At 46.6% G+C, this 20733-nt stretch carries 16 protein-coding genes and 5 tRNA genes; 3 read left to right on the top strand and 18 right to left on the bottom strand.

The features are described 5' to 3' along the window. Positions 1 to 226 precede the first annotated feature (226 nt). The 8 genes from nusG to P2W70_RS08170 form a co-directional block, all read right to left on the bottom strand. Entirely contained in the window at positions 227 to 796 is a 570-nt protein-coding gene (gene nusG, locus P2W70_RS08205; RefSeq protein WP_276480954.1) for a transcription termination/antitermination protein NusG, read from the bottom strand. Then, positions 796 to 990: a preprotein translocase subunit SecE gene (secE, locus tag P2W70_RS08200; RefSeq protein ID WP_276480953.1), complete on the bottom strand. Its 195-nt coding sequence runs from the start codon at positions 988 to 990 to the stop codon at positions 796 to 798. The genes nusG and secE overlap by 1 nt, the downstream gene beginning before the upstream one ends. 100 nt (positions 991 to 1090) lie before the next feature. Continuing rightward, a tRNA-Trp gene (locus P2W70_RS08195) sits at positions 1091 to 1161 on the bottom strand. A gap of 170 nt (positions 1162 to 1331) precedes the next feature. Beyond that, complete coding sequence (tuf, locus tag P2W70_RS08190; protein WP_276480952.1) at positions 1332 to 2519, bottom strand: elongation factor Tu; 1188 nt, start codon at positions 2517 to 2519, stop codon at positions 1332 to 1334. A 192-nt stretch (positions 2520 to 2711) separates the two neighbouring features. After that, a tRNA-Thr gene (locus P2W70_RS08185) sits at positions 2712 to 2783 on the bottom strand. Between the two features lie 194 nt (positions 2784 to 2977). After that, positions 2978 to 3050, bottom strand: a tRNA-Gly gene (locus tag P2W70_RS08180). A gap of 89 nt (positions 3051 to 3139) precedes the next feature. Continuing rightward, positions 3140 to 3225: transfer RNA gene (locus P2W70_RS08175), tRNA-Tyr, on the bottom strand. Between the two features lie 72 nt (positions 3226 to 3297). Beyond that, positions 3298 to 3370, bottom strand: a tRNA-Thr gene (locus tag P2W70_RS08170). A 581-nt stretch (positions 3371 to 3951) separates the two neighbouring features. Between P2W70_RS08170 and P2W70_RS08165 the strand changes: the two genes are divergently transcribed. Beyond that, positions 3952 to 4194, top strand: a complete 243-nt coding sequence (locus P2W70_RS08165) for a hypothetical protein (RefSeq protein WP_276480951.1) — start codon at positions 3952 to 3954, stop codon at positions 4192 to 4194. A 485-nt stretch (positions 4195 to 4679) separates the two neighbouring features. On the opposite strand, the gene P2W70_RS08160 is transcribed toward P2W70_RS08165, so the two are convergent. From P2W70_RS08160 to rpsU, 3 genes are all read right to left on the bottom strand, one after another. After that, the gene (locus P2W70_RS08160) at positions 4680 to 4979 is read right to left on the bottom strand and encodes an HPF/RaiA family ribosome-associated protein (protein ID WP_276480950.1); all 300 of its coding nucleotides are present in this window, start codon (positions 4977 to 4979) and stop codon (positions 4680 to 4682) included. A 289-nt stretch (positions 4980 to 5268) separates the two neighbouring features. Next, positions 5269 to 6177: a tyrosine-type recombinase/integrase gene (locus P2W70_RS08155; RefSeq protein WP_276480949.1), complete on the bottom strand. Its 909-nt coding sequence runs from the start codon at positions 6175 to 6177 to the stop codon at positions 5269 to 5271. A gap of 462 nt (positions 6178 to 6639) precedes the next feature. Then, entirely contained in the window at positions 6640 to 6837 is a 198-nt protein-coding gene (rpsU, locus tag P2W70_RS08150) for a 30S ribosomal protein S21 (protein WP_276480948.1), read from the bottom strand. Between the two features lie 95 nt (positions 6838 to 6932). On the opposite strand from rpsU, the gene P2W70_RS08145 reads away from it, so the two are divergent. Beyond that, a complete protein-coding gene (locus tag P2W70_RS08145; protein WP_276480947.1) occupies positions 6933 to 7532 on the top strand; it encodes a riboflavin synthase in 600 nt (199 codons plus the stop codon). Here P2W70_RS08145 and P2W70_RS08140 read toward each other — a convergent pair. The 7 genes from P2W70_RS08140 to P2W70_RS08110 form a co-directional block, all read right to left on the bottom strand. Then, positions 7515 to 8762 carry an SGNH/GDSL hydrolase family protein gene (locus tag P2W70_RS08140; protein WP_276480946.1) on the bottom strand — a complete coding sequence of 416 codons (1248 nt, stop codon included), beginning with the start codon at positions 8760 to 8762 and terminating at the stop codon, positions 7515 to 7517. The genes P2W70_RS08145 and P2W70_RS08140 overlap by 18 nt on opposite strands. Positions 8763 to 8764: 2 nt before the next feature. After that, complete coding sequence (locus P2W70_RS08135) at positions 8765 to 9766, bottom strand: hypothetical protein (protein ID WP_276480945.1); 1002 nt, start codon at positions 9764 to 9766, stop codon at positions 8765 to 8767. Positions 9767 to 10244: 478 nt separating this feature from the next. Then, a complete protein-coding gene (locus tag P2W70_RS08130; protein ID WP_276480944.1) occupies positions 10245 to 10604 on the bottom strand; it encodes a hypothetical protein in 360 nt (119 codons plus the stop codon). 3 nt (positions 10605 to 10607) lie between these two features. After that, positions 10608 to 10757, bottom strand: coding sequence for a DUF5989 family protein (locus P2W70_RS08125; RefSeq protein WP_276480943.1), 150 nt, complete (start codon positions 10755 to 10757; stop codon positions 10608 to 10610). Between the two features lie 30 nt (positions 10758 to 10787). Continuing rightward, a complete protein-coding gene (locus tag P2W70_RS08120; protein ID WP_276480942.1) occupies positions 10788 to 12644 on the bottom strand; it encodes a carbamoyltransferase family protein in 1857 nt (618 codons plus the stop codon). Between the two features lie 194 nt (positions 12645 to 12838). Further along, entirely contained in the window at positions 12839 to 17899 is a 5061-nt protein-coding gene (gene porU2, locus P2W70_RS08115; RefSeq protein ID WP_276480941.1) for a putative type IX secretion system sortase PorU2, read from the bottom strand. Positions 17900 to 17935: 36 nt separating this feature from the next. After that, the gene (locus P2W70_RS08110; protein ID WP_276480940.1) at positions 17936 to 19057 is read right to left on the bottom strand and encodes a putative type IX sorting system protein PorV2; all 1122 of its coding nucleotides are present in this window, start codon (positions 19055 to 19057) and stop codon (positions 17936 to 17938) included. Positions 19058 to 19388: 331 nt separating this feature from the next. Between P2W70_RS08110 and tyrS the strand changes: the two genes are divergently transcribed. Continuing rightward, positions 19389 to 20666, top strand: coding sequence for a tyrosine--tRNA ligase (gene tyrS / locus P2W70_RS08105; protein ID WP_276480939.1), 1278 nt, complete (start codon positions 19389 to 19391; stop codon positions 20664 to 20666). The last annotated feature ends 67 nt before the right edge of the window (positions 20667 to 20733 follow it).

The following is a 20733-nucleotide window of genomic DNA, read 5'->3' as shown; positions in this document are numbered from 1 at the left end:
GGATATATCCTGCTAATAGTATTTAAGCCCGTCAACCGGTTGTTGGCGGGCTTTTTTATGTTTATGCAGTGACGGCAGTGTATCCGGGTTCATAGCCTGCAAGGGCTTGCTGTTGGCCGCTGGCGCCTGACCGTATTCAGTTTGCGAGCAAGTTGCTTCCTTGCTCAGGTACAGACACAAAAAAGCCGCAAACAAGATTGCGGCTTTTTCAATCTATTGATATTGCTTACGCAAGTTTTTCAACCTGCATGTAGTTCAATTCTACTGGTGTTGAGCGACCGAAGATCTTCACTGTTACTTTCAGTTTCTTCTTCTCGTCGTTTACTTCTTCGATGATACCGTTGAAGTCGTTGAATGGTCCTTCGATGATCTTGATGGTTTCGCCAACGATGAATGGCTCGATCATGGATACACCACCCGCTTCTGCCATTTCATCCATTTTGCCCAGCATCTTGTTCACTTCTGCTTTACGAAGGGCGATAGGATTTTCCTTTCCGAGGAAATGTATAACGTTGGTAGTATTCTTTATTGCTTCACGAAGATCGTCGGACAGTTTGCCTTCGGTAACTTCGATCATTACATAACCAGGATAATAGTTCCTTTCACGCATTACCTTCTTTCCGTTCTGCACTTTGTAGACTTTCTCTACCGGAAGGAACACTTGCTTTACAACCTCTCCCCATCCGCCACGGGAAATCTCCTTGTCCAGGTACTCCTTTACCTTGCGCTCTTTTCCACTCACCACGCGGAGCACATACCACTTAGTTTCCTGTTGTTGAATAGTTTGATTCTCCATTACTTAAATAATGAATAGATAAATTTAAGGCCTGACTGAGCAGCAAGGTCCATCACCCAAACGATTGCAGTGATGAGCAGTGTGGCTACCAACACAATCATGGTTGATTGCTGCAGCTGGGCCCAGGTTGGCCAGGTGACTTTCTCCAGCAACTCTCTGTAAGACTCCTGGAAGTAGGTTGTTACTTTGTTCATAATAACAATTGATAACCTGAAGATTAGGTGATTTGAAAGAAATGTAGATGACCAGTTCGGTTATCCGGTGTTTCAAATACTGCTCTATCAAATTTATTAGCACGGGCACTAGGATTCGAACCCAGATCAAAGGTTTTGGAGACCCGTATGCTACCGTTGCACCATGCCCGTGTGTTAATATTTGCCCCGAAACACTCTAATCAATTGATTAGAACAAGCTTACGGGATATGCAAAGAACTTCAGCTTTAGAAGAAAGTACCTGAACCAAATGGTCCAGGTACTTTACAAATATACAGTTAAGCTTTCATACTCAACCCTTTTGAGGGGGAAAAGTGTTGGCTTATTTAATGATATCGGTAACCTGACCAGCACCTACTGTACGACCGCCTTCACGGATAGCGAACTTCAAACCTTTCTCCATCGCGATGGGTTGGATCAGTTTTACAGTCAGTGAAGTGTTATCACCAGGCATCACCATTTCAGTACCAGCTGGCAGTTCGCACTCACCAGTTACGTCTGTTGTACGGAAATAGAACTGAGGACGGTATTTGTTGAAGAATGGAGTGTGACGGCCACCTTCTTCTTTGCTCAGTACGTAAACTTCGCCTTTGAATTCAGTGTGCGGAGTGATAGAACCGGGCTTAACCAGTACCATACCACGACGAACCTGAGTCTTTTCAATACCGCGGAGCAGCAGACCGGCGTTGTCACCAGCTTCACCAGCATCCAACAGTTTGCGGAACATTTCCACACCTGTTACAGTAGAAGACAGGGGAGCGTCCATCAGACCTACGATCTCGATAGCTTCACCTACCTTGATACGACCGCGCTCGATACGACCAGTAGCAACAGTGCCACGACCAGTGATAGAGAACACGTCTTCCACACTCATCAGGAACGGCTGATCAACAGGACGGGGAGGCAGGGGGATGTAAGTATCAACAGCTTCCATCAGCTCGTCGATTTGCTTAACCCATTTGTCTTCACCAGCCAGAGCGCCAGTTGCAGAACCCTTGATGATAGGTGTATTGTCACCGTCGAAACCGTAGAAGCTGAGCAGCTCACGGATTTCCATTTCTACCAGTTCCAATAACTCTGGATCATCAACCAGGTCAACTTTATTCATGAAAACCACCATACGGGGAACACCTACCTGACGAGCCAGCAGGATGTGCTCTTTTGTTTGGGGCATAGGACCGTCTGTAGCCGCCACAACCAGGATAGCGCCGTCCATCTGAGCAGCACCGGTAATCATGTTCTTCACATAGTCAGCGTGACCAGGACAGTCAACGTGTGCATAGTGACGATTAGCCGTTTGGTACTCCACGTGAGCGGTGTTGATGGTGATACCACGCTCTTTTTCTTCAGGAGCAGCATCAATTTCATCATATTTCTTCGCTTGCGCCATACCTCTTGAAGACAAGATAGTGGTGATAGCAGCAGTAAGTGTAGTTTTACCGTGGTCAATGTGACCGATGGTACCAACGTTAACGTGAGGCTTATCCCTCTTAAAAGTCTCTTTTGACATCGTTATCTGTTTTTAGTTGTGTGGTTTTACAATTTTTGTTTTTTATGTAGTCTGCAACTCCCGATACTTACGGTACCTGCTGCATCGCACATTTCTACTTCTTTCCCAAATTACTTACGGGATCCTACTCCTCTCACAAACAGGCGCTGTGATAAACAGCACCTTGTCAGTGTTACAATTTCTAAAGAACTGAGCCGTTAGTGAGAATCGAACTCACGACCTCTTCCCTACCAAGGAAGTGCTCTACCCCTGAGCTACAACGGCTTCTCAGTCATTGAAGTCAGGCTTTCATGAATTAACAGTTTGTACTGCTTATCCTTCTGCGTTGACTTTCATTCGATAGTCAGGATAAAAACCCTTTACTACCTGAGCGGGAGACGAGGCTTCCCGACATTCGTCGGGACCACCTATAGCCAAGGAGGCTATTTGTGGTAACCTGTTTACCGTTTTCCTGCCTGAGCGGGAGACGAGGCTCGAACTCGCCACCTATAGCTTGGAAGGCTATCGCTCTACCAAATGAGCTACTCCCGCTTGCATCCGTCATGAAATCTGTCGACGGTATCTAAAGATCTTTCTAACCAAATTGCCCGCCGAGACATATTGCTTTGGCGGGCGGCGGTTGGTGGGCAGAAGAGGATTCGAACCTCTGAAGTCGAAAGACAGCGGATTTACAGTCCGCCCCATTTGGCCGCTCTGGAATCTGCCCTATTGAAAACCCTGACTATTTGAGCTCGTTCATTTTCACTCCCGAGTTAGCCGATCGCCAGGATCTGCGTTGAGCCACTTGTCGGAATCGAACCAACGACCTACTGATTACAAATCAGTTGCTCTACCAGCTGAGCTAAAGTGGCCTGTATACATTGTTGATTGATGGAAACAACCTGACAGTCAACATCCTAAAGAACTTTCCCATCTCTCACTGATACCCTGCTATTTTTTTGGGAAGGCAAAGGTAACCGAATTTGTTAAATAGCAAAACTTTGTTTCGATTTTTTTTTGCTTATTTTCAATCCTTTGCATCATTGATTGCCCGGTATGAAAAAGAAGCTGTCGAATTCGTAGGATCTCTCCTGAATTCGGCCGCAAGATATTGTTTTTCTCCGTCCAAAATAGTTTTAATTGGAAATCTGCCGCAATAAAATTTGCTGCAATCGGTATCCTTCCGCCCCGATCCACGCCAGACCGCATTTACAAGATTTTCTACTCCTTCCGTTTTGCAGCGTCGGGTCAGCCCTAAAGGCTCCATCACCAGTATGCGCTATGCCAACTACTGCTAAACCGGAGCCCCCTGCTTCCCTAATCTCAGGTCCTTTTGACTGCCCGGCGAAGGTTTCCGGATTGCCTACGCTCCTTAGACGTACTGCCTGTTCTCATTGAGCGCGCAGGCAATCCGTAGGCAATCCGTAGGCAATCCGGGTACAAAACACAGGCAATGCGGTGGCAAGCGGACGGCGACACGCTGATCACCGCAGGTGGCAACCAGGGTATCGATGTTCCGCGGGTACGATACGAATACCCCACGGATGACCTTCGGGTACGATCTCTATATGTGCTCTATAAGGACTCTATAAGTGCTCTATATCTTTTGTCCCCGCACGCTACACCAGACGCCCACTATACTTCGCCCGGCGTACTTAGAATTATTGGTAAAAGAGCCCGATCCACGCAGCGCTAACCTACAAGCACACTTGATATTACCTATCTCAACTATGAGAATAAAAGCATTTTGTATGTAGGACAGTTACGAGGACTGCATCAACCCCGAGCGTAAAACATCAGGGACGGCTAAGAAAGAACCGGCTTTACTACCAGTAGTACGCCATCATACCGTGCCTTGCATAAAGCATCAGCAACACAGACAGACTATAGAAAAAGCCTTTTACCGGGAAGCGTGTCAGTCTTCCTTGTAGCGCATATGGAGGGGCGGCAATATCAATAAGCCAATGAGCCGGTTCTATACCGACATGAATACCCATTTAGAGATCGCCGGTCAGTTGAGGAATTTGCTCTGGCAACAAAGGGAGGAATTAGCTTGCAGGCTATAAAGAACGTAAGCATAGCCGTAGAGGGCATGTAAAATCCAAAGAAGGTACTCGGATAGTAGATGGGACTTGTACCAATAAAAAAAGCTGCCCCGTAATTGGGGCAGCTTCAATTCTTTTAGGCTGCTTGTTTTTCTTTTTTTCTTTTTACCTGGTTGACCAGGGATTCCAGTGCATTGTCAAAAGACTCTTCGAATGACTTGGAGGAAGCTTTAACAAAGAACTGATATCGGGGGATCTGCACTCGTATCTCTGCGATTTTATCCTTGATATTATGAACAACATTATCCAACTTCAGGTAAATATCTACCTTGATAATGCGGTCATGAAATGTGTTGAGTTTTTGCACTTTTTTGTTAACATAATCTACCAGTTTTACATCGGGAGTAAAACGCACGGTCTGAATGTTGACGTTCATACAATCGCATTTTAACTGTGAACAATAAATAAAGATCTTTGGGGGTAATACTGCTACATAGGCCAATGCTTTTTGATCTCTATGAAGTTAATAAAGCATCAATTTCTATCCAAATTAAATTTCAACCCTGAAGCAGCAATTTGATAACGTGTTTCACCATTAATTTGTTATTGCTTTCATTGAATAAATTTGGTTCTTCTATCCCCAAACAAGCTTATAGCAACAGTGTTCGCCTATATCGAACTCTTAACAAATTTGTAGCTCCATGATACTCCTATAAATCGGTGACTCAGGCTTTGGGATGGGCCTTCTTATAGATATCCTTCAACTTCTCGATGGTATTGTGTGTGTAGACCTGTGTCGCCGCCAGACTGGCATGCCCCAATAGTTCCTTAACGGCATTCAGGTCTGCGCCGTTGTTCATGAGGTGGGTGGCAAAAGTATGGCGAAGTATATGGGGACTTTTCTGATCGATCGTAGTGACCTTCTTCAACCATCCATTCACTATGCGATATACCTCTGTGGGTTTAAAAGGCTGCCCCTTTTTATTGACCAGCAGCACACCGGTGTCCGGACGTTCTAAAACCACTCTCTTTTGGTCCTTGTACTGCCGGATAGCCTCCATGAGCGTCACATGTACCGGTATAATTCTTTCCTTATTTCCTTTTCCCAGGACTTTGAGTGTGTTTGACGCCTCATTTACCTGGCTCTCCTGTAAGTTGATCAGCTCCGACAAGCGCATCCCGGTTTGGTAAAAAATAGACAGGATCAGCTTATCTGTTTGCCCTTTAAAGGTAGCAGGAAATTCGGTTTCGGCCAGCAAAACGAGCATATCCGGCTGCGCCACAAACTGCGGCAGTCGCTTACCTACTTTGGGACTGATGACACCGCTCATGGGCGTCTTCGCAATGCTGCCGATCCGGAGATGGTATTTGAAGAAAGATTTGAGCGAGGATATCTTACGATTGATAGAACGTGCAGACTTGCCGCGCTCTTTCAGGCTGGCCAGCCAGTTGCGCACCATATATGTGGCAATCTCACTGAGCTGGGGGTTGCCTAATTCCTCTTTTTCGCGCAAGTGCTTCGCAAATTCCTCTAAATCAAACCTATAAGCTATGATTGTATTGTCGGGATAACGCTTCTCGCCTTGGAGGTATTTGATAAATGCGTCGAGGGCATCAAAACTGCTCGTTGCCATAAATTGTCGTTTTACAGACTTATATACAATAAGACCCGATTACCTGTCGTATCCGGGCATCTATGTACCGCGAATTCGACCAGGTTGCACAGCATCTCCCACATCGGAAAAAACGGGAAATACATGTCCAGCATGCAGTAAAAGTAATGTTGTTTACGCGTAATGAATGCGGGAAAAGCGTTCAGCCGCTATTTCCGGTACCAGCAGATGGTTTATCCCAACCTTCGGCTGACTTATTGAGGGAGCATTCGAGCACTAGATCAAGGCAGCAAAATGTAAGAGACAAGGGAAGTTTCAACTAAAAGACCATGATTAGTGCTGTTTGGTATTAACAGCCCTCTATTTTAGCCGATCGGGGAACTTATCGGCATCATGCGCCAGTCAGAAAGACGTTATATAACAAAAATAGCCGCAAAGTGTAAAACTTTGCAGCTACTTAATATGCTATTCAGAATGAACGAATTATCCTTCGATCTGTCCACTGGCAATCTTCTGCTTGTAGATTGCTTTCAGCACCTGGCCACGACGGCGGACCGATGGCTTGGTATACGATTGACGCTCTCTCAGTTGCAACAGGATTTTAGCTTTTTCAAACTTCTTCTTGTATTTCTTGAGCGCTTTGTCAATATTTTCGCAATCTTTTGAATCGATAATCAGCATAATTATATACCTCCTTTAAATGCTTTTGGGGCTGCGAAGATAACAGTATTTTTATAACAGAACAAGATTTCCCGTTAAAAACCGACTTTTGTTACATGTTTACAGGAATCATTGAAGCAGTAGGCCGGATCGAATCAATTGATCAACAAGGAACTAATCGTACTTTTTGGATATCCTCTCCACTTTCTCACGAATTAAAAATTGACCAAAGCGTGTCACACAGCGGTGTCTGTCTGACGGTTGAGGAAATTCGCGGCGATCAATACCGGGTGACCGCGATCGCCGAAACCCTCGAAAAGACGAATCTTGGCGACTGGCAGGCAAACGACCTGGTCAATCTTGAAAGATGCCTTTCTTTCCAGGGCCGATTGGACGGTCATATCGTGCAGGGCCACGTAGACGCTACAGCAACCTGTATCGGCCGGGAAGACCGCAATGGCAGCTGGGAATTCCGGTTCCGTTTTCCGGCATCCTTCACCACCCTTGTTATCGAAAAAGGTTCTATCAGTCTGAATGGTATTAGCCTCACCCTATTCAACGTGACCGAAGACGAATTTTCGGTAGCTATTATTCCCTATACATTCGAAAACACCAGTATCCAATCTATCGTTGTGGGTACAACCGTCAATATCGAATTTGATATGATTGGGAAATACGTACAAAGAATAGCCCGCTTTTCACCGGCTATCGGATGATTTGCCAGACATCTGTTGCCACAGTCGTTCCGCCACTTTTTGGTGCCCACTGGCACGGATGTGAAGATCCAGCTCATAAAAATCATCCGGTTGTAGTAACCCGTGCATGTTCACCACCTGGAGATTGCCGCCGAAATGTTCTGCATAGGGAGATTGTGCAGCCAATCGCGTTACCTCGTCGAGAAACCGGCAGCTTAAGTGATCATAGCTGTCAAGCAGGGTTACCAGTACTTTTACTTTACGGAAATTGATACGTGGAGCGTGGTAAAGAATATCTACAAATGCTGCGGCATGCTCTTTTTCATTGCCGAATCCACTGGCTCTTTCCTGTTGCATAGAAAAAATGGGCTTGACGTGGTTTACCGCATACTTTAAGCCCACCTGGCTTAGCAGCAACCCATATTTCCCCGGAAAGTACCGATCCAATAATCTTTGCCGTGCCACCAGGGTATCATAGTTCCCTTCACCCGAAATCGGTAGTTTATATTGGTGGGCAATGCTAGCCTTGTTTTCGCCCAGGTCGTTGTAACAGTATTGAATGATCAGAAATTGAAGCGTGCTTGTATCCAGTTGATCCAGCATGATCATTTCCCGGGCAGTGCCATAGGAAGATACGCCCGCGTTCAGCGTACTCAGCCCACTCAGTTTCCCTACATGGCGAGCATAAGTTTCTGCTTGCTCTACCCCCCATCCCATGGCATATGAATCGCCCAGGCAAATCACGGCTGGCCTGATCAATGCTTCCTCCTGGTCCCTTATCCCTTTGCTGTTGGTATGGTATTGATTATCGAATTCGAGATTTGCGTACCGAAATTGTGCATCTGGCCTCAACGTATAGAATAATTGCTTGTTGTACACAGCAGCGGCCACATTAAATTGAGGCAATGGCGTGTTGTAATGATCGTAATAATAATAAACGGCAGGTTTCATCGACGAAGGAATCGACGACGGCCGATTCAGCATCCATGCAGCCCCCAACTCCAGGATCGCAAAACATCCGAGTACAATGGTCAGCGATACCGCCCAACTGCCCCTGCCCCGGATCTTTTTCATCAAGAACGAAACCAGCAGGAACAATACAAATCCAAGCAGACAAAAAAACTGCAAACAGATCAGCAATGTACCTACAAAATAGCTACTGATATACTCCTGCTTCGCGACAAAAGACTTGATTACCTCCAGTAACAAGCAGCATACGATGAGATACAGGAATGCGCCAAACCATTTCATACTTACTGTTTATTATTAACCTGAAAGGGAACTTCTCCCCATTTCGTGCCATCCCAGGAGAGAACGACCGGTGGGTAGTAGTTACCCGTCAAGTTGCCATCCAATGAATGCACCCTGTCCTGTACGGTAAATGCAGCCGGCACACCCTGATCCCGCTTTACTACCGATACCACCTTTACCATTCCCGTATCGATGCCGTGAATGAGCAATGCTTCCTTAAAGCCTACACGAAACACATAAGCGCCATCGATCTCTTCCGGCAGGTTGGCGACCAGTAAGGATTTCCCTTCATGCTTTTTGAGCAAACCAAGCACCTCCCGAACCGATTCCGATGCCCGCTGCCATCGATAATTGTCCATTTCCAACAATATGCAGCCAGCAACCATTGCCGTAATGATCACTGTAATTTGTAACCAATCGGGGCGAACCATTTTCAACAACAATAAACTCAGCGTCATACAAAGAAAAATGGCGGGCATCAGCAACAATCTCCCGCCTTCCGATGTGCGGGTACTCACTCCGGCCAAAGCCGGCATCAAGAGGGAGATCGCATAGCCCGCAACAAGCAGCCGGAGGAAAACTATTGTCCTGTTCTCCCGGGCATATCTTTGAAAAAACCTAACCAAGCTATATGTCAGTAGGATGATGACGGCAACAAATGCCCCCTGCAGCAGAAGCTTGTTATCGGACGGTGGTAAAAAAGTTTTTCCCATGGCTTTGAGCGAACGACCCAGGCCGTTCAAGAATGACGACTGAAGCACTCCTTCGCCATATTCTCCGATGATGCTGCCCGATAATACCACGCGGATTACCAGGTGCAAACCAGCGGTAGCCAGCAGTACCACGATCCAGCGTACAACTGATCGTGCAGGTGTCCCTTGTGTTAACAGGTACAGCAGGATCCATGCCGGTAGTACGATGATCGATTCATAGGCCAGCAGTCCGAGAAAAAAGCAGAGACACACCCACCACATTTTTCGCCACTCGTTCAAATTACTGGTCATCACCCATAGGGCGGTTAATGCGAATATGCCTGCCATAGCAGCTCCCCTGCCAAGTATCCAAGCCACTGTTTCGTTGTGAAAGGGGTAGCAAAAAAACAAAGCGGCTGTCACCAACGCAAACCTTCTTTGCAGTTGTTCGTCGGCCGTCCATGCCCAGCGCAAACACAGTTTCAACAAAAGAAAGGTAGTCAGCGCATGAAACAGTATTCCGGTGAGATAAAAGAAAAATGGGCGAGCGCCAAAAAGTTTATAGGTAAGCCAAATTGAAAGATCCGAAAGCGGGCGAAAAAAGCCCTTTACAAGGATCTGTCCTTCCAGACAAACCCTTTTTATAACTATAAAATCATCGTTGACAAAATAGTTCCCCAACAGTGGCCAATAGAGACCCAGGGCAAGTGTTGCCAGGATCAAAAACTGCCACCAGGTTTTTTGCCGCAGGAACCACATTATTAGTGCTGGGTTAACTGATTATGAAACCTCACCATGGATGTTCCATGGTCTCCTTCGTATACGTCACCGTCCGTTCTGTAAAATAGCTGGAGCCAGATTGGCTGAGTTTCATGGCGCCCTTCTTCCGGAACACCCTGGCAATAAGCGAGAGCGGTACTAAAAACAGAAAGTAAACAATGCCAAGCATTATCCTCCCCATCACAAATCCCAAAACATGCGAAAGACCTGTCCAGGCACGATGAATCACCCCGCCTAGAACCGGAGAAAAAACTCCCACAGCGCCCAACACCAGTCCGGCCACGAGTATATACGATCTTCTGAAAATCAGGTAAAGGACAATACTGGTCGTGACCAGCACAAGCATCGTTTCCAGCTTTTTCTTTTCCATGACCTAAAACAATGTATAGATAAAGGGAGCGATGGCAGAACTGCCACCAATTACCAGCAATATACCCAGCAACAAAAGAATCAGGATGATGGGGGCCAACCACCACTTCTTTCTTGCCTTCAGGAACATCCAGATATCTTTTAAGAAATCCATATTCACAACTTTTAAGTGCTGCCGTAAGATTTAATCGCTTTCAATTGTTTTCCTCCAATCGGCCGCTTCCGTCCAGGGCAATTGATCACTTTTGAACAAAAGGAAATTACCTATCACCAGACAATCCATATCCGTTCTCATAAAGCACCGGTACGCATCTTCCGGTGAATTGACAATTGGTTCGCCCCGTACGTTGAAACTGGTGTTTACCAATACAGCACATCCCGTTTGCTGTTTAAAGTGCTGTAAAAGATGCCACAACCTGCTATTGGTCTCCTTATGCACGGTCTGTATCCTGGCCGAGCAGTCTACATGCGTGATAGCCGGGAGATCACTTCTTTTGAAGTACAGTTTATCGAGCATCGCCTGGCCCTCGCCCAGCATAGCGGGCAATGATTGGCTATTTTTTACAGGCTTAACCAGCAACATGTAGGGAGAAGCCGTTTTGAGGTCGAAATACTGCTCTACTTCTTCAAACAGTACAACCGGGGCAAAAGGCCTGAACCCTTCGCGGAATTTGATCTTCAGGTTTAGCTTTTTCTGCATGTCCGGATCGCGGGCGTCGGCCAGAATACTTCTTGCACCCAGTGCCCGTGGACCAAATTCCATGCGTCCCTGATGCCATCCCACTACTTTACCTGCTGCAATCGCATCTGCTACCTTTGACAGCAATTCCTCCTCTTTCTCTAAATGCTCGTATACCGCCTGGTGTTTAGCAAGTGCTGAACGTATTTGTGTATCACTGTATGCGCCGCCCAGGAAAGACCCTTTCAAAGCGTCTATACCAGCAGGGCTTCGCTGCTGATCAAAATAAATATGCTGACCTGCCAGTGCGGCTCCCAATGCACCGCCGGCATCGCCGGCAGCTGGTTGTATAAAGATACCCTTGTATAGTCCTTGCGCATCCAGTTTCCCGTTGGCCACACAATTCAAGGCTACTCCGCCAGCCATACAAAGGTAATCTGCATTGGTTAAACGTTTTGTTTCAGCTGCCAGCTTCAGTACAGCTTCTTCCAGAACCTGCTGCGCGGCGAGGGCGAGGTCACAATGACACTGCTCCAGCGGCTGACCGTCAGCTCTCCTGGCAAAACCAAACAACTGCCGCCATTGATCGTCGTTCACCATGCGTAAGCTAGTGGCGTAACTAAAGTATTGCTGATTCAGCAATACCGAGCCATCTGGCTTGATATCTATCAACTGCTCTTTAATAACCCTTTTATAACGGCTTACAGATTCACTATGAAGATTGCCGTAGGGCGCCAGGCCCATCAACTTATATTCGCCGGAATTCACTTTGAATCCGCAGTAGTAGGTAAAGGCTGAATAGAAAAGCCCAAGGGAATGCGGAAAATTGATTTCCTTGAGCAAACTGATCTTATTGCCTTCCCCGAGGCCTATAGAAATGGTCGTCCATTCGCCTACCCCATCGATCGTTAAAATTGCAGCCCGTTCATAAGGCGATGGGTAAAAGGCGCTGGCCGCATGGGAAAGGTGATGTTCGGGAAAAAGCAATTTCACTTTTTTCTTGTCGATGTCGCCAATCTTTCTCAACTCTTCCCAAATAACTCTTTTCAGAAAGAGCTTCTCTTTCAGCCACACAGGCATGGCAGTTATAAAAGACCTAACCCCTTTCGGTGCAAATGCGTAATAGCTTTCCAATAAGCGTTCAAACTTCAGCAAGGGCTTTTCGTAAAACACGATAGCGTGGAGATCATTTAGGGAGCAACCGGCATATTCCAGACAAAAACGTATCGCGTTGGTGGGAAAGGAGGCGTCATGTTTCTTTCTTGTAAAACGTTCCTCCTGAGCAGCAGCAATGATCTGACCATCCTGAACCAATGCAGCTGCTGAATCGTGGTAAAATGCCGAAATGCCTAGTATAGTCATAAGTAAACGATCGCCGGGATGCGCGGCTTCCTGGTTCAATTTTGCCAGGTGCCTAAATTATGCCTTTTTTTCCTATTTCGTTGGGCGTGAACGGGATTTACCCCCTTGGCAACCGCGTCCTAAATGCCACCGTTTCTGCTCCATAACAAAGAAAGACTGCCCGGGGCAGCCTTTCTTTGTTATATACGTTTGTTTTATCGCATGAGGTACATTTTACCATAACCGTTGGTAAAGAACTTATCGGTATTATCTGTCGAGGTCTTGTACTTATCGAGCGACTTCCCGTTGAGACTCGTTACAACACGGTACAGATATACGCCATTGGCGAGCTTTTGCCCAAACTGATCCGTTCCATCCCACTTGAATTCGGTAATATTTCTACCGATCCGCAGCGGCCCCAATTCGTTGATGGTAATCTCCCGGACGATTTTGCCGGTTACTGTGAGCACCTGGATCTTAAGGTTTTGTGGTATCTCACTACCGGTCAGCGTAAACACGAAAGCCGTAGAAGTACTGAACGGATTTGGATAATTCAGCAGGTTGGAGATCATGGCCTTGTTAATGACCTTGAAAGCTACCCTGTATTCAGTCCCTGCCTTGTTGCCGCTCTTGTCTTTACCGGTTACGATCAATTCATATTCATCGCCCTCAGGCTTGATCTGATTGATAAAGGCCGGGGTAAAGTCGATGACTGCAGCGTTGTCGCTGCCGTTGGTCGCGGGCGTGAACCGTAAAGTATCATTGTCAAATTTGTAGAAACGAGTTGACCGATCGGGATAACGCACCTGAACCGAAACAAGGCTCGTATCATCCAATAGCATGTGCTTCGCCTCATCTTTCAATTGGATCCGCACATGTGGCCTGGCGGATACAATATCCCTGTTGAGGATATGAACACCGTCAAAGGTTACGTCCAGCAGCGGATTCGAATTATCCGATTTCACGTAAAAGGTCTTGTACATGAAATTATTGAAATGATACTGCTCTGGCTCGTCGCCGTCCGGATTCACCTCTATATACACCGTATTATTGCCGACATATTCTTTCGACGGCAGTTCAAGATTGATAAGCAGTGTATCTCCAGACACTACCTTTTTTTGCTTTCCGATCTTGATCTCATGAGCCACATTATCTTTATCTGTTATAGTAGCCTTGATATCCAGGCTGTCGAAATTATACTTGCTGATATTCTTAAAGGCGATTCCAAACTTGATTGGCTCACCTATCTCCACGGTGTCTTTTGTTTTCAAGTAAAGGTTGGCGGCGAAAGAACCTTCCGGAGCCGGTTTATATTTAACATGCCAGTACTTCAATTGATAAGGCGTTACACTGATAGAATCAAGGTTCCGCAACCTGAGCTTCATGTAAGGATACATATTGGCATCCACGGAGGAAAGACTTAAGTTACGGTCATTCTTCTGCAACGTATACAAAGTCGTTTCTGCATAGGTTTTGCTGATACCGATCACTTCCAGCGAAGGTCTGTCGCCGGAAAGTTGTTCCAGCGACTTCCCATCCCACTGCACCGATTCCCAGCTCTTAGCAGGGCCAAACATAGGCGAAGTAACGAATCCCAGGGTATCCTTCGTGTAACACTCTGCAGTCAATCCCACCTTGCCGTTAAACGATTTACCAAATTCATAGCGGGGCACATAGTCCATATCTCCTTTCTTATAAACAAAAGCCCAGGCTCTTGACGAATTGATCGAGTCGATTTCTACAAATCCCGCCTCCAGCAACTTGTGGTACAATGATTTGTTGGAGCCGTAAATAAGTGTATCCTTCATCCAGGTTTGCACGTAAGAATTGGGATTGTCATGGAATACGCTTTTCACAATTACAAACGATCCTTTGGGAATGCTATCCATAAAATCCATCATCAGCTTGCGGCTGCCAGGATTCATATATGAAAACTCAAAATTATAGTTCCTGTTCTTCTGACAACTGGCGGAGCCACTGCCGAACCTGTGCAAGTCGGCACCGTTCTCATCCACGTTTTTCCAGGGTTTAAAGGTGATAGAATCGAACACGTGAAAGATCAGGGAGTTACCAACGCACGCGCTAGCCATTACATCAGCGTCGTTTACTGCCACGACAAACTCCCGCTCAGTATCACATCCTGGTCCGAAAATACAGTTCTTAATGTATACCTTGTTCTTTCGCATGCCATATTTCCATATCCGATCAGCTGTATCCAGGTACATACGTTCGGCTGTTGCGCGCTCAAATTGGAAATAGTGTGACTGGCCGTACCCTTCCACATTTTTCAGGTAAGTAAAGGATTGATTGATCCATTTAAGGGTTTCGCCACTAGCAGGAACGGGAGCAATTCGCCAGTAGTATACAGTACTGTCTTTATAGGTCAATTGGGGATCGTATTCAATGACACCGCCGGTGGCTGATACTGTGGAGCTCTTTTTTTGTGCGGAGTTGAATCCTTCTGTCGTATCCACTTCAATCACATAATCTTTCCGGAGGCTAAATGGATTGGCTGTTGAAGAATACAATTTCTGGACGGGATCATTTACAATCGAAAAATTATAGGGATATGCCGGCCGTGCCTCATCTTCAAATACATCAAATGTAGTGACGGCTATATTGTTACTCTTCGTCACCTCATCAATCACCGATTCATCGTCAATGGATACGGTCAGCGTATGTTTTCCTTTATCGCGGGTAGCAATGATCGGCAGAAATAAAGTCAGAGAATCTTTATAATTAATACCTGCATGCTTTTGGCGGTATACGACTTCACTGGCCCCGGTAGGATACTGCTGCTTGACCTGAATTACAATAGAATCGGCAATAGCCCGGCCAAGGTTCATGAAGACCGATTTTACCTGCACAAAATTATCCGCGATGGAAATAAAAGCAGGATTAACCTTGATAGAGGATTGCTCGACAACGTAGTCAGGTTTTGACTCCCCCTGCAGGCGTAGTGCCGGATCGCCATGTAATGTAATTTGCTCGGCATGTATCCTGGAATAATAATCATCGGCATACTGTCCTTCACGCATTTTGCCGAAAACATCCTTCAGTGTTTCTCCCAACGTCTTATTGTAATCAATGGTAGAGATTCCTTTGTACAAATTGACCAGGTAGTTATTCAGGTAATTGACGATACCAAAGTGCGTACTGGCCACAAACGCGATACTTCCTTTTTGCTTGGCAAGTACGAACTTTTCCGACAATGTTTCGTTGGAGGTAAATCGTGCGGGATAATAGGTAAAAAAGTTACCCGCATTACAACCATTCACAAAGAATACCGGATACTTACCATTTCCATTTTCGTAATTCTGCGGATTGTCGAGGTTGAACTCCAGGGTGGTAGCCGAAGAGTGACCGAAATAGTTTAGAAAGCCAATACCTTCTTTGAATAAACGAGCTATCTGATCGGAGGCAAACTGGTCAGAACTACCTACCGAGATCTTACAAAATGTGTAAGCCTTTGCACCAAAAGAGACATCTTCGATCATCTGTTTATAGGCACCCATATAATTACACAATACACTTCCCAGGTGTGCTTCCGAACTCCCAGTTACCTGTACCACGTTCTTCGTCCAGGCCCTGTCTGCAATGGTTTGTGGAGCATTCATCTGCAATTGCTCATATTCTTTCACTTTAACCAGGTAATCTTCAATCTCGCGAGGGTGTACTACCGACAAACGCCCGATCGGTATAACTGGTGTGGAAGAAGCTGGCGTGGCCGAACTAAGCAGGTTGTCTGAACCGGGATTGCCGAAGGTGGGGATAATGTTCAGTTTGTCGAGTACCGGATCTGTGATATTCCGGCGAAAATCATAGTAGGTCATCCCCCGCCCGATCAGGAATACGTTTTTAACCGGAACCTGGAATTTCGCATTGGCAAATTGAATAAAGTTCCGGACTGAGAGTGGGTGTTTCCGGATACTGAAGGCAAACTGGTCAACGAGTTCATCGATATCTGCGATCAACACACGGTAACCACCGCCTGCCGCTGACTCCCGGTAATTCTTGTAATCGTTGACCGGGTTGTTGCCAGTAGTACCGATAAACAACGAAGGATGCGTTATGATCAAATAGGTTCCCTGATTAACTGCCTTCGTATAGTCAATGAATGTTTTAGGTGTAAGTCCGGCGACCTGGCCAATATTGCCAGCCTCGACATTGACCAATACCAGGTCACGTTGCACGGCTGAACCTGGCAGTGCGAAAAGTATGGAGCCGGGTGTCGTAGTAATGTCTGCTACATACCTTTCGCCGAGTGCCCTGTCATATAGCACAGGAGGCGTGCTACCATAATCGAATTCTTTGATATTCAAGAAATAGCCTGCTGCCCTGGCAGGTAGTTTGAAACTGAAATTTCTGGCATTGCCAAACCTGAATTGACGCGCATAAGTGAGTTCAACATGCGATACCACCATCCGGTCGGTGCTCACGGCACTGGCATTGGTAATTTTTACATCTACATTATTGGAGGCTAGCTGCACAGAGGGTATCGATATATTGGTGACAACATCATTGAAGTAATCCATGACATCTTCGCGTACGGTATTTCCATTCAAAGCAACCCGTACACTACGACTGTTCAGCGAATTTCCGCTGGCTCCATAACGCAGCGTAGCATCCGGACCTCCGCTGTAGACCTTGAGATCGGTAAAGGAGGCTACAAAGTTGGTTGATGGATTGATATCACTGCTCGACCAGTATTCGCCCTTATCAAAGGAAGATGAATACAGGTATTCTTTCAGGTCAACGGCAAACCCCTGGTTAAGTTTGGCTTTTAAGTAATTGCCCGCCGTATACATGAAGTAGGGCTCTACCGGGGGCACCGGTCCAGTTACGTTATTGACCACATCCTGGTACCGGATGCCCGATTGATCGGTATTGGCACTCAGGAAATAAACGGCTGTATCAGTAACAAGACTATAATGATCGGTGTGTTGGTAGAGGGGATCCAGGTACATGGCTTTGTCTGGTTTGCCATCGTTGGGTTTCGCCCAGAATTCGATGTAACCGTTGCCAGGCAAAGGGCCGGTAGGGACAGTGGTATAAAAAGGAACTTTTTCCCCATTCCGCCACAACTCAAGGTTCTGTACCGCAGTGCCTCCCAGCCCGGCTGCATTGAGCGTGGCTTGAGAAATACGCAGTAACCCTTCGGTTCCTACCTTGAATTTATAATAGGTTTGATTGAACTTTATCCATTCGTTGTTATATGACTGAGCCATGCCCGACAAGCCAGCCAGCATTAACAACAGGGTATAAATTCTCTTCATATCTTGGTTATTTCAAGGTTTTCAGTAGGTATTCGGTTATTTTTTCTTCGCTTGCTTTTTCTTCAGGTCAAGCTTTAGAGAAAACACGTGGGTATAAAGCGGATTCGATTGATTGGCCAGGTTGGTGAATGCATAATCGATCTGTACGTCGGAGATCCGGAAACCGGCTCCTACACTGGGTTGGTAAATCCAGACCTTCTTTTGATTGGTGATGTCATTGTCATCGAGGCCACGCTGGAAGTTGTTGATCCCTCCACGAACAAAGAAGATCTCCTTCCATGCCAGCTCCAGACCCAGTTTGGGATCAATGCTCATGACATCGGAACCCCACACCGTGTTGCGTTTGCCATCGAAAGTAACGTCGAGATTGGCCTCTGCCAGCAACGACAGGGCACGGCTGATCTTGAAATTGTAGCCGCCTGCGAGGATCAACCGGGGCGCGGTCAATTCAGTCGATTTTACGGGTATCTCGTTTTTGGTTTGGAAGAAAACCTCTCGCTCCCGCTCATTGAGGTTGAACGTCCAGGCGTTGAAAGTGGTGGTCACATCACGCAACGTAGCGCCCAATTGCAGGCGCTTACTCTTGTACTGCACACCCAGATCAAAGCCAAAGCCCCATCCGGTCGCGAAATCACCGGCTTTGCGGTGAATCACTTTGGCATTACCACCGATACTCAGGCTTTTCTCAGCATTGTTTAATTTGATCGACTGCGCATAGGAGAGTAAAAAGGCATAGTCGGCCGAAGAAAAACTGGTGATATTGTTATAGTTGATCGTGCCGTCTGCTTCGACAAGGAATATAGTATTGGGGATGTCATCGACGGCAAAGCGCAATAGGGACAAGGCCAGTACCCGTTTATTGTCTTTGAGCGGAATCGCCAGGCTACCGTAGTCATATTTGCCAATGCCGGCGAAATATTCGGCATGCATTAAGTTTAACTGGGGCTGGTCTTTTACATGTACCAGACCGGCCGGATTCCAATATCCTGCAGTACCATCGTGTACGCTGGCCACCTGTGCACTACCCATGGAAAGACCACGTGCACCGGCACCGATGTTCATAAATTCATTGGAATATTTCCGAAATTGAGCAGTAGCGGTTTGCTGTGCCAAACAAGCTATTGCAAGGGTAACGACAACACATGAAGCTCTCTTCATTGATCCAATTTTCAGAATAAGCAATTTCATTTACAAGGTATTTCATTAAGGATATCGGCTGATCGTACCCGGTTAGCCATTCAGCTGGAACACTGAAAATGAGCCATTTCGGCTAACCAAAAACTAACTGTGATTAACGATTTTTGTTACGAAAATATTGCTTCCGACCGGGTAAACCTGTTCTAATCCTTACATTTGCACAATTCATTGATTTACCTCGTCATGAGGGCAAAAAATCCTACATAGATACGCGATTGGGGCTTGTACGGTTTGGGTATGCCAAAAAATGGGCAGGTATCATGAGCAATTCTATGTCAAAGATATATATATTATGAACCTGATCGAAGAATTACGCTGGCGGGGCATGCTCCAGGACATCATGCCCGGCACCGAAGAGCAGCTGAAAAAAGAAATGACGACCGCTTATATCGGTTTTGACCCCACGGCCGATAGCCTTCATATCGGTAGTCTCGTTCCCATTCTCCTGCTGGTTCACCTGCAGCGTGCCGGCCACAAGCCCATCGCCCTGGTAGGGGGTGCCACTGGTATGATCGGTGACCCCTCCATGAAAAGTGAAGAACGCAACCTGCTGAGCGAGGAACAGTTACAGATCAATGTAAATGGTATCCGGAACCAGCTGGCCCAGTTCCTCAATTTCGATCCGGCGTTGCCCAACGCTGCCGAAATGACCAACAACTACGATTGGTTTAAAGACATTTCCTTTATTCATTTCCTCCGCGATGTAGGCAAACACATCACGGTGAACTATATGATGGCCAAGGATAGTGTGAAGAAAAGAATTGAAGGCGACACCGGTATCAGCTATACAGAATTCGCCTACCAGCTGATGCAAGGCTTCGACTTTTACTGGCTGTACAAACACAAGAACTGTAAACTCCAGATGGGCGGCAGCGACCAGTGGGGCAATATAACCACAGGAACCGAACTGGTACGCCGCAAAGCAGGCGGAGAAGCTTTTGCCTTTACCTGCCCCCTGATCACCAAGGCCGATGGTACCAAATTTGGCAAGACGGAGAAAGGCAATGTATGGCTGGATGCGACCAAGACCAGCCCCTACAACTTCTACCAGTTCTGGCTCAATGCCACCGATGCCGACGCCGGCAAATGGATCAGGACCTTTACCTTCCTGACACCCGAGGTGGTGGACAGTCTGATGGCCAAACACCAGGAGAACCCAGGTGCCCGTGAGCTTCAAAAGTTGCTGGCCAAAGAAGTGACGATGTTTGTGCATGGCGAGAAAGGACTGGCAGAAGCGATAGAAACCAGCGAAAAGCTATTCTCCAATCAAAATGCACCTGCCGAGTCGCTAAGCGTGGAAGACCTGGAAGGGATGCAAGGCGTGGAAAAATTTGATTTTGCAGCAGATAAGATCGCTCCCGGTATCGATATCGTGAGCTTCCTGGCCGAAGCGGGTATATTCCCCAGTAAGGGGGAGGCCCGTAAAACCGTACAGGGTGGCGGTGTCAGTATCAACCGCAAAAAAGTCGACAATATTCAACAGCTCATCGACAATAGTCTGCTCCTTCATGGCGCTTACCTGTTGGTACAGAAAGGCAAAAAGAATTACTATCTCGTAAAAGCCGTCTAACCGACGCGTGAATTTGATCATAGAGGCGACCGGTGAGGTCGCCTTTTTTATGAAGGTTCCTCCATTT

It is taken from the genome of Paraflavitalea pollutisoli, from assembly GCF_029360705.1.
Lineage (GTDB): Bacteria > Bacteroidota > Bacteroidia > Chitinophagales > Chitinophagaceae > Paraflavitalea > Paraflavitalea pollutisoli.
The sequence above is the reverse complement of the archived record's forward strand: the minus strand, read 5'-3'. Positions and strand labels throughout refer to the sequence as shown.

What these genes read in the sequence shown, in the direction of transcription:
- nusG (WP_276480954.1), bottom strand. Translation starts at nt 796, where the DNA reads ATGGAGAATCAAACTATTCAACAACAGGAAACTAAGTGGTATGTGCTC.
- P2W70_RS08145 (WP_276480947.1), top strand. Translation starts at nt 6,933, where the DNA reads ATGTTTACAGGAATCATTGAAGCAGTAGGCCGGATCGAATCAATTGAT.
- tyrS (WP_276480939.1), top strand. Translation starts at nt 19,389, where the DNA reads ATGAACCTGATCGAAGAATTACGCTGGCGGGGCATGCTCCAGGACATC.
- P2W70_RS08110 (WP_276480940.1), bottom strand. Translation starts at nt 19,057, where the DNA reads ATGAAGAGAGCTTCATGTGTTGTCGTTACCCTTGCAATAGCTTGTTTG.
- P2W70_RS08125 (WP_276480943.1), bottom strand. Translation starts at nt 10,757, where the DNA reads ATGGATTTCTTAAAAGATATCTGGATGTTCCTGAAGGCAAGAAAGAAG.
- secE (WP_276480953.1), bottom strand. Translation starts at nt 990, where the DNA reads ATGAACAAAGTAACAACCTACTTCCAGGAGTCTTACAGAGAGTTGCTG.
- P2W70_RS08135 (WP_276480945.1), bottom strand. Translation starts at nt 9,766, where the DNA reads ATGACCAGTAATTTGAACGAGTGGCGAAAAATGTGGTGGGTGTGTCTC.
- porU2 (WP_276480941.1), bottom strand. Translation starts at nt 17,899, where the DNA reads ATGAAGAGAATTTATACCCTGTTGTTAATGCTGGCTGGCTTGTCGGGC.
- P2W70_RS08160 (WP_276480950.1), bottom strand. Translation starts at nt 4,979, where the DNA reads ATGAACGTCAACATTCAGACCGTGCGTTTTACTCCCGATGTAAAACTG.
- P2W70_RS08155 (WP_276480949.1), bottom strand. Translation starts at nt 6,177, where the DNA reads ATGGCAACGAGCAGTTTTGATGCCCTCGACGCATTTATCAAATACCTC.
- rpsU (WP_276480948.1), bottom strand. Translation starts at nt 6,837, where the DNA reads ATGCTGATTATCGATTCAAAAGATTGCGAAAATATTGACAAAGCGCTC.
- P2W70_RS08165 (WP_276480951.1), top strand. Translation starts at nt 3,952, where the DNA reads ATGCGGTGGCAAGCGGACGGCGACACGCTGATCACCGCAGGTGGCAAC.
- P2W70_RS08130 (WP_276480944.1), bottom strand. Translation starts at nt 10,604, where the DNA reads ATGGAAAAGAAAAAGCTGGAAACGATGCTTGTGCTGGTCACGACCAGT.
- P2W70_RS08140 (WP_276480946.1), bottom strand. Translation starts at nt 8,762, where the DNA reads ATGAAATGGTTTGGCGCATTCCTGTATCTCATCGTATGCTGCTTGTTA.
- tuf (WP_276480952.1), bottom strand. Translation starts at nt 2,519, where the DNA reads ATGTCAAAAGAGACTTTTAAGAGGGATAAGCCTCACGTTAACGTTGGT.
- P2W70_RS08120 (WP_276480942.1), bottom strand. Translation starts at nt 12,644, where the DNA reads ATGACTATACTAGGCATTTCGGCATTTTACCACGATTCAGCAGCTGCA.